Raw genomic sequence first — 10620 nt, 5'->3', positions numbered from 1 at the left:
GCCGCCCCGCCGCCCCGCCGCCCCGCCGCGGGCGCCGCGGGCGGGCGTCGGCCGGTATTTCGCCGTCGATGAGTGCCGGGTCACAGCGCGGATGCGGGAACGTCTGCTAAGCACCGCTGCGTGGAAGAAGCGGAAGAAGCGGAAGAAGTGGAAGAACTGGTGCGGCTCGGTGACATCCACCGGGCCGCGGGCGGCAACGGAGCTCTGATCTGGGCCGCCCAGGGGCGGGGCGACGGCAGTCCTGGCCCGGGGGTACGGGCCTGGCGGCACGGGGCGGCGCTGGCGGTGGCGAGTCCGAACCCGCAGCAGGACCGGCTCGTGGTCGGTGGCGACGGGGCCGACGCGGGCGTTCTGCTGCGGCGCGTTCTGGAACGGGTCGGTCCCTCCTACCGGCTCCTGGGAGAGGCCGCCCTGATCGGTGACCTGATGCGGCGGTTGCCCGGTCTGGTGCCGGTCCACCACTTCCTGTGGATGGAGACCATGTCCCCGACCGGCGCCGGTACCGCGGGCGTTCGGTGGCTGGACGCCCGTGGGGAGCGGCAGGCGGCGACGCTGTTCGATCGCTTCTTCCCCGACTCCTACGCGCAGCCGGGACGCGAGGGCGTGCGCCGCTGGGCCGGGGTCCTCGATGAGGTGAACGGCGGTGCGGCGGCGGAACCGCTGGTGGTCGCGGCGGACGCGTGGTCGGCGGCCGGGTGCGGGTTCATGGGCGGGGTGGTCACGCACCCCGCCGCCCGGGGGCGCGGGCTCGCGCGAGCCGTGTGCGGTTTCGTCGTGGACGCCCTCGTCGCCCGGCACGGCCGCACCGCGCTCATGGTGCTCACCGGCAACGCCCCGGCCATCGCCACCTACGAACGCCTCGGCATGACCAAGCGCCTCTTCCGGGCGGCCCGCCTCCCGGCCCGGTGACGCCGGACTCCGCCGCGGACGTGGCTGAGAAACTGGGTCTGTGGACGCGATAGGACAGTTCCGCCTGGCGGTCATCGAGTGGGCGGCCGGCGGTGCGGGGGCCCCGGCCGCCGCCGCGGCCGCGCACGAAGTGGCGGCCGGCACCGCTTTGCGCACGGCCGTACTCGTGGAAGGGGTCAGCGACCAGGTCGCGCTCGAAGCGCTGGCCGCGCGGCACGGCCGCGCCCTCGGCGCGGAGGGCATCGCCGTCATCCCGCTCGGCGGCGCGACCAGCATCGGCAGATTCCTGAGCCTGCTGGGCCCGCAGGGTCTTGACGTCGGGCTCGCGGGCCTGTGCGACGCCGGAGAGGAAGGCCACTTCTCGCGCGCCCTGGAACGAGCGGGTCTCGGCCGCGGCCTCGCGCGCGCCGACATGGAGCCGCTCGGGTTCTACGTGTGCGTGGCCGACCTGGAAGAGGAGCTGATCCGTTCGCTCGGTGCCGCCTCCGTGCAGCGGGTCGTCGACGCCCGGGGCGACCTGCGGGCGTTCCGCATCTTCCAGAAACAGCCCGCCCAGCGGGAGCGGAACGTCGAGCAGCAGCTGCGGCGCTTCATGGGCACCATCAGCGGCCGGAAGAGCCGGTACGCACGATCGCTCGTCGACGACCTGGACCTCACCCGCGCACCACGGCCGCTCGACCGGCTGCTCGCGCATCTGTCCTCGTGAGCCGCCCCTCACCGCTGAACGTGCACGGCGGCCCGCCGCAGCTGCCACAGGCGGCTCAGCAGACCGTGGCGGGGCGCGAAGGTCCAGGCGAGGAGGAAAAGCGCGGTGGCCGCCAGGACGATGGTGCCGCCGGTCGGGAGGTCCAGGCTCCAGGACAGGTACACGCCGGTCAGCGCGGAGAAGCCGCCGATCAGCGGTGCGAGCAGCATCATCACGCCGAGGCGGTCGGTGAGCAGCCGCGCGGTGGCGGCCGGAGTGACGAGCAGCGCGAGGACGAGGATGTTGCCGATGGTCTGCACGGAGATCACGATGGCGACCGAGACCATGATGTAGAGCGCCAGGTCGAGGGCGAAGACGGGCAGTCCGAGTGCGCGCGCCGACTCGCGGTCCAGGGTGACCGCGACGAACTCCTTGTGGAGCAGGAAGGTCAGGACGAGCAGCGCGGCGCTCGAAATGGCGACGACGTAGAGGTCCTCGTCGGGGATGCCGGTGATGGAGCCGAAGAGAAACTGCTGGAGCGACCCCGAGTAGCCGGGGGAGCGGCTGATGATGACGATGCCCAGGGCGAAGGCGGCGACGAAGAAGACGCCGATGACGCTGTCCTCGCGCAGCCTGCGGTTCTGGGAGAAGACCGCGACCGCGACGGCGGTGAGCACGCCGGCGACCGCGCCGCCGAGGACCAGGTTGCCCTGAACGACGAAGGCGACGGCCAGGCCGGGGAAGACGGCGTGGGCGACGGCGTCGCCGATGAACGCCATGCCGCGCAGCACCACGTAGCAGCCGATGACCCCGCAGACGGCCGAGGACATGAGCGCGACGAACAGGGCTTTGGGCAGGAAGGAGAGCGCGGGGTTGAAAAGGTCGGTGACGAACTCCTGTGGGGACAGCATCAGTTCACCCCCAGCGCCGCGAGCAGCGGGCTCCCGGGCCGGATGCCGAAGGCGGCGCGCCACAGTTCCGCGTCGCGCAGCGCGTCGGGCGTTCCGGTGGCGATGACCGTCCGGTTGACCAGGCAGAGCGTGCCGCAGGTGTGCATGGCCGCGGCCAGATCGTGGGTGGTCATCAGCACCGCTTGGCCCTCCTGACTCAGCTCGGTGAAGAGGTCGGTCAGCAGCTCCTGGGTGGGCATGTCGAGACCGGTGAACGGCTCGTCCAGCAGGAGCACGCTGGGCCGCAGGGCCAATGCCCGTGCCACGAGGACCCGTTGACGCTGCCCGCCGGACAGCTGCCCGACGGGGCGGTCGCGCAGCGCCGTCATGCCGACCCGGGCCATGGCCTCGTTGACGGCCCGGTAGTCCGCGACTCCGGCGCGGCGTACCCAGCCGACACGCCGCACCCGCCCGGAGAGCACGGCGTCGGCGACGTTGATGGGGAAGTCCCAGGCGAACTCGTGGCGTTGGGGGACGTAGCCGACGCGCTGCCGCATCTTCGAGATCGGCGCGCCCGCCACCTCGATCGTGCCGGACGAGCGTCTGACCAGGCCGAGTGCGGAGCGGAGCAGGGTGGTCTTGCCGGCGCCGTTGGGCCCTATCAGCCCCATGAAGTCCCCGGCCTCAAGCTTGAGGTCGACGTCCTGAAGCACCAGCCGCCCGCCGAGTACGACGTTCAGCCCCTGGACGGACAACGCGGTCATGACGCGCTCCGGCCGGGCCCGGTGCCGGTGTCCGCGGCGTCGGTGGCCGCCGCGATCCTGCGGGCCCGCCGGCTGCGGGCGGTGACCACCACGACCGCGGCCAGCAGGGCGAGGGCCACGGCGCCCACGGCGATCAGCACCACGTTCAGTGACGCGTCCTCCTCGTCCGAGGCCGTGTCCCCGCCCTCCGTGTCCCCGCCCTCCGGGCCCTCGGCCGGCGGGCCGGTGGCGCTCGACTCCTGAGCCGGTTCCTCCTCTTCGGCGGCCGGACCGCCGCCGCCCGCGTCGAAGGCCTCCCGCACGTCGGTCTCCTCGCCGACGGCGAAGCGCAGCGGGGCGCGGGCGGAGACGTGCTCACCGGTGATGAGATCGGCGGAGACCTCGAAGTCCACGACGTAGACGCCGGGTTCGGTGAAGACCCAGTTGGCGTGGGTGTGCGTGTTGAGGTCGACCCACAGCTCTTGCGGACCCTCCTCGTCGCCGTCCCACAGCACGTCCGGGGCGCCGAGGTCGCCGTTCTGGAGAAAGACGGCGAAGTGTCCGGGGCCCTCGACGCCGTGCATGGTGAGGGTCACGCCGCGGTTCACCCGTTCCATCACCTCGGGGTCCTGGGTGTTCCAGCCGAGCCAGATGACCTCGGGCGCCTGCGTCTGTGGGATCACGAACAGGTCGCTGCCCGGCTCGGCGTCGAGGAACCCGAAGTCCGGGTCCTCCGGCGCCTGTTGCTGTGAGGCATCGACCACCTGGGTCACCACGTCGGTCAACGGCCGCCAGACCGGCGGCGACTGGGAGTCGTCGCGGCCGTGGATGTGCCATTCGCCGTCGACGAAGCGGGGGCCGATGTCCACGTGGCCGACATTGAGCACCGCTTCACCGGCGATGTTGTCCTCTTCCGGAGCGACGGTCTGCTCCAGGTCGCCACCGCCGCCGTCACCGCCGTCGCCGCCGCCGTCCTGGGCGTGCCCGGCGGGGGATGCCGTGCCGAGCAGGACGGCCGCGGCGCCCAGGGCGACCGAGGCGTTGCGGGCCCGTCGGCCGAGGCCGGCCGGGGGCGGGGGGAGGGAGAGCATCGGGCTTCCTGTTCTTCGCGGGGAGCGGGGCGGGTGGGCCGGGGCAGAGGAGTGAGGGCAGGGGCAGAGGACAGGGGCAGAGGGCAGAGGGCCATCAACCGAGGCAGGCGCGCAGCGAGTCGGCATTGGCGCGCATCATCTCGACGTAGTCGGTGACCTCTTCGTCGAACGCGTCGCCGTAGATGGTGCAGACCTCGACGCCCTGTTCCTCGGCGACCTGGACGAGGGTGCTGGAGCGGCTGCGGAGGTTCGGCTCCAGGAAGACGGCGGGCACGGAGAGGTTGACGATGGTCTCGCCCAGCCGGCGACGTTCCGCGAGGCTCGGCTCGGTGGCCGGATTGGGGGTGACGAAGCCGGCGATGGACACGTCGTAGGCTTCCCCGAGGTAGCCGAACGCGTCGTGGGTGGTGACCAGATGGCGCCGTGACTCGGGTATCCCGGCGATGGTTTCGGTCACGTAGCGGTCGAGTTCCTCCAGCTCCGACAGGTAGGAAGAGGCGTTGGCCCGGTAGTCGGCGGCGTGCTCGGGGTCGATGTCGATCAGCACATCGCGGATGATCTTGACGTAGGCCATCGCGTTGCGGACGTTCTGCCACAGGTGGGGGTCGATCTCCCCGTGCACATGGCGGCCGAGGACCGCCTGGGGCAGCTGGTGAATGTCGTCGCCCGCGCGGCCCAGCATCCGGAACCTGGGGTCCCCCGGCACCTCGGTGACGGCCTTGTTGGGCACCTCGATCACGGTTTCGGAAGCGGCGTGCACCTCCTGCCGCGCGGCACCGCCGCCCTCGGGATCGGCGTAGAGGTAAAGGCCCCCGTGAGCCCCGTGAGCCCCGTCCGCGCCGTCTGCCCCGTTCGCGGTGCCGTCCAGGTCCACCGTCACGTCGGCGTGACCGCTGTCCAGCACGGCGGCGCCCGCCATGCCGGGGACCGAGTGGGGGTCGACCCCGACGGCGAAGGTGATGACGCTCTGCCCCAGCGGAACGGGGCGGCTCTGCGGAGTGGGCACGGCCTCGGCCGTCATCTGGAGCCGGTAGACGCCCGGTTCGGTGAACGCCCAGCTCATGTGCGTGTGCGCGTCCGGGGGCAGGAGGGCGGTGTCGTCCTCGTAGCCGTCGCCGGCGTCGAAGCCGTCCGATGAGTCGAAGAAGACCGCGGGCTCGCCGAACGTCTCGGTCAGATAGCCGACCAGCTCGCCGGGGCCTTCCAGACCGGTGGCCTTCAGCCGCACCTCGGACGAACGGGTGGCGCCCAGTTCCTCGCCGGTGCCACGGACGCGGAGCCCGAGCCAGATGGTGTCGAGGTTGACGTTCTCCACCAGCGGGATGATCTCGGCGGCGTACTGCACCGCGCGTTCGGCCAGCGAGACGTTCGGTACCCCGGCGGGCAGGTTGGCGTCCAGCGCGCGGATGAGGTTCTGCTCCTCCAGCATGAGGTAGTTGCTGAACGCCGCGTCGGCGTAGACGACATCGCGGATGTCGCGCAGGGAGGGCTCATAGCTGTGCGGGTCGCCGCCCTCGGGAACGAGGGACTCGACGTCCACCAGGTCCCCGCCGACGTGACGGGCCAGGTCGGCAAGGATGCCGGTGGTGGTGACGACGCTCACCCGGCCGTCGTCCGCGGGGTTGGTGATGCCACCGCACCCGCTGGCCGACATCGCCAGCGCGGCGGCCAGGACGACCGCTCGGACCGCGCTCGTCGGGCGGCGTCTCGTGCCGCTCTTCCCGGTCATCGACTGGGTGGACCTCTCTCTGCTGGGTTCTCTTCCGGGTGGTCACGGGCCGCCGGTAACCGGGTGTGGGAGGGGCGCCCGGCCCCTCCCACACCCGGTCGCCGTGCGCCTTACGCGTGCGCCGCCGAACGACGCCGGTTGATCGCGAACGCGGCGGCTCCGGTGACCATCAGGGCCGCGCTGATCCCGACGAGCAGCGGCGGCAGATTGCTGCCGGTGCCGGCGAGGTTGCCGCCGGCGACCTGGTCGTCGGACAGCTCGCAGTCCTCGCCGTCCGCTGTCCTGCCCACCGTGACCGTCTCGGTCGTGGTGCCACCCTGCGTCTCAAGGTCGACGGGAGCGTCCCCGACCGCGAAGGTGTAGGTCTCGGTGTCGCTGGTGACCGACTCGCCCGTGTCCGGGTCGGTGGCGGTGGCCTGGACGGTCAGCGTGTACTGGCCCGCCTCGGTGAACGTCCACTGCGCGTGGGTGTGTGCGGGGCTCTCCTCCCGTACGGTGCCCGGCAGTTCGTGGCCGCCCTCCGTCAGCAGCGAGACCACGCCGCCGAAGGTGTTGGTCGTGTACAGGTAGACCGAGCCGGGGCCTTCCACCGCGCTGACGGCGATCTCCACGTCGGTGTAGCCGCTGCCGGCCACCCCGTTGGTGTCCCAGCCGGGCCAGATCAGGTTCGGGTCCTGGGTGAGCGGCAGCAGGTAGCCGGCGGGGCTGCCCGGGTACTCGGCCGGGATGTCCTCGGCGAGCGCGTCGGGCTTGACGTGCAGGATCACGTCCTCCGGGGCGTGCCGCACATGGCTGCCGGTCACGTCCTCCTTGAGGTCCAGGACGAGGCCGTCGCCCTCGGCGGTGACGTTGAACGCGTCGACATGCCCGTGGTCGAGCACCAGCGCCTCGCTGGGCGCCGCGGGCACCTCACGTTCCTCCTCGATGGGGAAGCACATGGGCTCTCCGCCGCCGTTGCCCGCCCCGCCGTTGCCCGACCCGCCGTTGTCCAACGCGCCGTTGGTGGCCCCACCTTCGGTGGCCCCGCCATTGGTGGGGCTCCCGGCGGCCGCGCCGCCGTTGCCCCCCGGGCCACCGCCGTTCGCGTCGCCGGGCTCGTCGTCGGCGGTCACCCGGATGGTGACCGGCTCGGACTCGGCGACGACCTCGTGGTCGTGGTCGTAGAGGCGGGCCTGCACCTGGAGACCGTCCGCCTCCCCGGCCACCTCGAACGTGTAGTCGGCCCCGGTTCCGGCGTCGCCGGCCAGCGCCCACTCGGCCTCCGCCGAGCCGCGGGTGAACCAGTGGTAGTGGTCCAGCTCCGTCCCCGGGGTCTGGACCGCGGTCAACTCGGCCGTGTCGCCGGGCCGGTAGCTCTCCGCCGCTCCCTCCACGGAGAGCGTGGTGGCGCCGGGGTCCTCGCCCTGGTGATCGTCGATGTGCACGGTCACGGGCGCGGACTCGGCGACGACCTCGTGGTCGGCGTCCAGCAGCTCGGCCTTGATCTGTTGGCCGTCGATCTCCGCGGTGCCGGTGTAGCGGTCTCCGTCACCGCCCTCGGCCGCCTCCCAGTCCCCGGCGGCCGAGTCCCTGGTGTACCAGTGGTAGTGGTCCAGGTCCGTCGCGGCGTTGGGCACCGCGGTCAGCTCCATGGCGTCGCCGGTGTGGTAGTGGTCGGCCAGCCCTTCGATCGACAGGCTGCTCGGAACGGGCGGCGGCTGCTCCCGGTCCCCCACGGAGAAGGCGTAGGCCGCGGTGTTGCTGGTGATCGACTCGCCGGTGGCGGGGTTGGTGGCTGTGGCGCGGGCGGTGAGGGTGTACTCGCCCGGCTCGGTGAACGTCCACTGCGCGTGGGTGTGCGCGGGGCTCTCCTCCCGCAGGGTGCCCGGGAGTTCGTAGTCGCCCTCTTCCAGCAGCGGGGTCACGGTGCCGAAGCCGCTGAGCGTGTACAGGTAGACCGGGCCCGGGCCGTCCACCGCGGAGATGTCGATCTCCACGTCGGTGTAGCCGCTGCCCGCCACCCCGCCCGTGTCCCAGCCGGGCCAGATCAGGTTCTGGTCCTGCGTCAGCGGCAGCACGTAACCCGCCGGGGCCCCTGGGTACCCCTCGGGGATGCCGTCGATCCAGGCATCCTCCTTCACGTGCAACAGCACGTCCTCGGGGGCGTGCGGGACGTGGGAGCCGGTGACGTCCTCCTTGAGGTCGAGGACGAGTTCGCCGTCCACGACGGTGACGTTGAACGCGTCGATGTGGCCGTGGTCCAGGACGAGCGGGTCGGCCGCGTGCGCGGTGCCCAGGGCGCCGGCCGCCATGGCCGCGGCCAGGAAGCCCGTGACGGCTTTCCGCCATCTCGGGCGTGATCGGGTGGTCATCTCGGTGAACTGCTCCTTCTCCTGGCGGCTTCGGCGTACGCGATGCGTTCCCCCGAAGGGAGAATATAAAACGAAAATCGTTCCCATCAAGAGGCTATTGGAAACGATTTTCGTTTGTGTAGGGTGGCCGCATGGCCCGTGACGACATCCGCCCGGTGATCAAGCTCCGCTCCACGGCCGGCACCGGCTACACGTACGTGACCCGCAAGAACCGCAGGAACGACCCCGATCGGCTCCAACTCCGCAAGTACGACCCCGTCGTGCGCCGCCACGTGACCTTTCGCGAGGAACGATGACCCACACCCGCCCATCCCTCGGCGCCGTCCAGGAGACGCTGCTGATACCGCTCTACGGCCGCGCCGCGGAGCACCGCAAGCCGGAGCCGGCGCTGCGCGACCCGCGAGCAGTGGAGCTGGTCGCGGCGATCGACTACGACTTCTCGCGTTTCGACGAGCTGCCCAGCCTGACCGGATCGGTCCTGCGGACCCTCCTGTTCGACTTCTGGACGCGCGACTTCCTCGGCCGTCACCCCGCCGGAACGGTGGTGGAGATCGGCACCGGCCTCAACACCCGTTATGAACGGGTGGACAACGAGCGGGCGATCTGGTTCGACCTCGATCTGCCGGACGTCATCGAGCTGCGCCGCGCCTTCTTCCGCGACACCCCGCGCAGACGGATGCTCGCCGCCTCTGTGACCGAGGAAAGCTGGCTGCGCGTCGTCGGCGAACAGTCCGGCGGCCCCTGCTTCTTCTCGGCGGAGGCCGTCCTGCCCTTCCTCGACGAAGCCGACGTCCGGCGGGTGATCGAGCGCATCGCCGCCGCGTTCCCCGGCAGTTGGCTGGCCCTGGACAGCAACCTTCCCCGGCTGATCGAGGCGCAGGATGAGCACGACGCCCTCAGCAAGGTCGAGGCCCGACTCCGCTGGGGCTGCGCCGACATAGGGGTCATCGCGGACTGGGTCCCCGGCAGCCGCGTCATCGGCTCCCACACCATGACCACACTGCCGCCGGACGTGCGCGACGCGCTGCCGGCGCCGTCCCGCCGGATGCTGGATGAGCTGACACGCCGGCAGCTGCCCCAGGTGGAGGGGTACCACATGCATCTGATCCAACTGCCCTGACCGGCAGGCGTTCCGGCGCCGCGCGGCGGGCTACCGCCACACCTGCGCGGCGACGCGGCGGAAGTTGCCGCCCAGGATCGCGGTCACCGCGTCGTCGGGATACCCGCGGCCGAGAAGTGCGTCCTCGACGGTCAGCAGACCTTCCGGAGGCATGAAGGTGATCGGCCCCCAGCGGGTGTAGCAGTCGGGGAACAGCTCCGGGCTCCCCTCGATCAGCGCGTTGAAGTCCTCGTGGTCGAACGGGTAGTCGGTCGACACTCCGACGTGTGCCGGGCCGACGAGGTCGACGGCGTGGTCGATGTGCCGTACCAGCGCGTCGATCGAGGCGTCGTTCTGGCCGAGGAAGATCCCGACGCCGGTGATGCCGACGACCCCGCCGGTGGCGGCGCACGCCTTGGCCTGCTCATCGGTGATGTTGCGGGGGTGATCCCACAGCGCGCGCATGCAGGAGTGGCTGTAGATCACCGGCTGTTCGGAGACCTCGCACATGTCAAGACCGGTGCGGGCGCCGCAGTGCGATCCGTCCGCCACCATGCCGACCGCGTTCATCTCCCGTATCAGGGCCCGCCCGTAGGCGGTGAGCCCTTCGTCGAGCCCGTCCAGGCAGCCGCCGGCCGCGTTGCGGTTGTTGTAGCTCGGCAGCATCGTGCGGACACCGAGCTCGTAGAACTGGCGCACCCGGTCCAACTGTCCTTCGAGCGGCCCGGAATCCTCCAGGTCGAAGGCCACCGCCACCTCGTCCGCACGCCCGGCGGCGTCGATGTCGTCGACGCCCACGGCCGGCCGCAAACGGTCGTCCGCGGCGATCCGCTCCCGCCAGCTCGCGATGAGGCCGGTGACGTCATCGGCGCGGTGGGGAGCGTAGCCCACGTTCACTGAGACGAAGCTGCCTCCCGGCCTGCGATAGCGGGCCAGTTCACCGATATCCGCGTGCTTCCTCAACGGCAGGCAGCAGTGCTGCTCCCACAGCAGAGGCGGGCGGCGCGGCCCTGAAGGTCCGTTCGGCACGGTACGTATCATGCCAGTGCCCGGTCTGCGCGTCCTGCCGAACGTGCCGCGGTGCGGTGCGGTGCGGTGCGGTGCGGTGACGGTGGCTGTGGCG

Annotated in this window: 10 protein-coding genes; 4 read left to right on the top strand and 6 right to left on the bottom strand. The window is 71.5% G+C overall.

The window, feature by feature from the left end; genetic code table 11:
- The first annotated feature begins 120 nt into the window (after positions 1–120).
- Complete coding sequence (locus RM779_RS14515; protein WP_311618097.1) at positions 121–909, top strand: GNAT family N-acetyltransferase; 789 nt, start codon at positions 121–123, stop codon at positions 907–909.
- A 40-nt stretch (positions 910–949) separates the two neighbouring features.
- Positions 950–1615 (top strand): ATP-dependent endonuclease, encoded by a 666-nt coding sequence (locus RM779_RS14510; protein ID WP_311618096.1) that lies wholly within the window; start codon positions 950–952, stop codon positions 1613–1615.
- 8 nt (positions 1616–1623) lie between these two features.
- Here the strand turns inward: RM779_RS14510 and RM779_RS14505 are convergent, their stop codons facing one another.
- The 5 genes from RM779_RS14505 to RM779_RS14485 all read right to left on the bottom strand — a co-directional run bounded on the left by RM779_RS14505 (position 1624) and on the right by RM779_RS14485 (position 8398).
- Positions 1624–2505: an anchored repeat-type ABC transporter permease subunit gene (locus tag RM779_RS14505; protein WP_311618095.1), complete on the bottom strand. Its 882-nt coding sequence runs from the start codon at positions 2503–2505 to the stop codon at positions 1624–1626.
- Complete coding sequence (locus RM779_RS14500) at positions 2505–3248, bottom strand: anchored repeat-type ABC transporter ATP-binding subunit (RefSeq protein ID WP_311618094.1); 744 nt, start codon at positions 3246–3248, stop codon at positions 2505–2507. The genes RM779_RS14505 and RM779_RS14500 overlap by 1 nt, the downstream gene beginning before the upstream one ends.
- Positions 3245–4318 carry a choice-of-anchor M domain-containing protein gene (locus RM779_RS14495; protein WP_311618093.1) on the bottom strand — a complete coding sequence of 358 codons (1074 nt, stop codon included), beginning with the start codon at positions 4316–4318 and terminating at the stop codon, positions 3245–3247. Before RM779_RS14495 ends, RM779_RS14500 begins: the two co-directional genes overlap by 4 nt.
- 94 nt (positions 4319–4412) lie before the next feature.
- Positions 4413–6047, bottom strand: coding sequence for an anchored repeat ABC transporter, substrate-binding protein (locus RM779_RS14490; RefSeq protein WP_311618092.1), 1635 nt, complete (start codon positions 6045–6047; stop codon positions 4413–4415).
- Between the two features lie 110 nt (positions 6048–6157).
- Positions 6158–8398: a choice-of-anchor M domain-containing protein gene (locus tag RM779_RS14485; RefSeq protein WP_311618091.1), complete on the bottom strand. Its 2241-nt coding sequence runs from the start codon at positions 8396–8398 to the stop codon at positions 6158–6160.
- Positions 8399–8529: 131 nt separating this feature from the next.
- Between RM779_RS14485 and rpmG the strand changes: the two genes are divergently transcribed.
- Together rpmG and RM779_RS14475 are read left to right on the top strand one after the other, a co-directional pair.
- Positions 8530–8694, top strand: coding sequence for a 50S ribosomal protein L33 (rpmG, locus tag RM779_RS14480; RefSeq protein ID WP_077061652.1), 165 nt, complete (start codon positions 8530–8532; stop codon positions 8692–8694).
- Positions 8691–9518, top strand: coding sequence for a class I SAM-dependent methyltransferase (locus RM779_RS14475; RefSeq protein ID WP_311618090.1), 828 nt, complete (start codon positions 8691–8693; stop codon positions 9516–9518). The genes rpmG and RM779_RS14475 overlap by 4 nt, the downstream gene beginning before the upstream one ends.
- A gap of 30 nt (positions 9519–9548) precedes the next feature.
- On the opposite strand, the gene RM779_RS14470 is transcribed toward RM779_RS14475, so the two are convergent.
- Positions 9549–10526: a dipeptidase gene (locus RM779_RS14470; protein WP_311618089.1), complete on the bottom strand. Its 978-nt coding sequence runs from the start codon at positions 10524–10526 to the stop codon at positions 9549–9551.
- Between the last annotated feature and the right edge of the window lie 94 nt (positions 10527–10620).

This window comes from Streptomyces johnsoniae (genome assembly GCF_031845565.1).
In the GTDB taxonomy this organism is placed as follows: Bacteria; Actinomycetota; Actinomycetes; order Streptomycetales; family Streptomycetaceae; genus Streptomyces; species Streptomyces johnsoniae.
The sequence above is the reverse complement of the archived record's forward strand: the minus strand, read 5'-3'. Positions and strand labels throughout refer to the sequence as shown.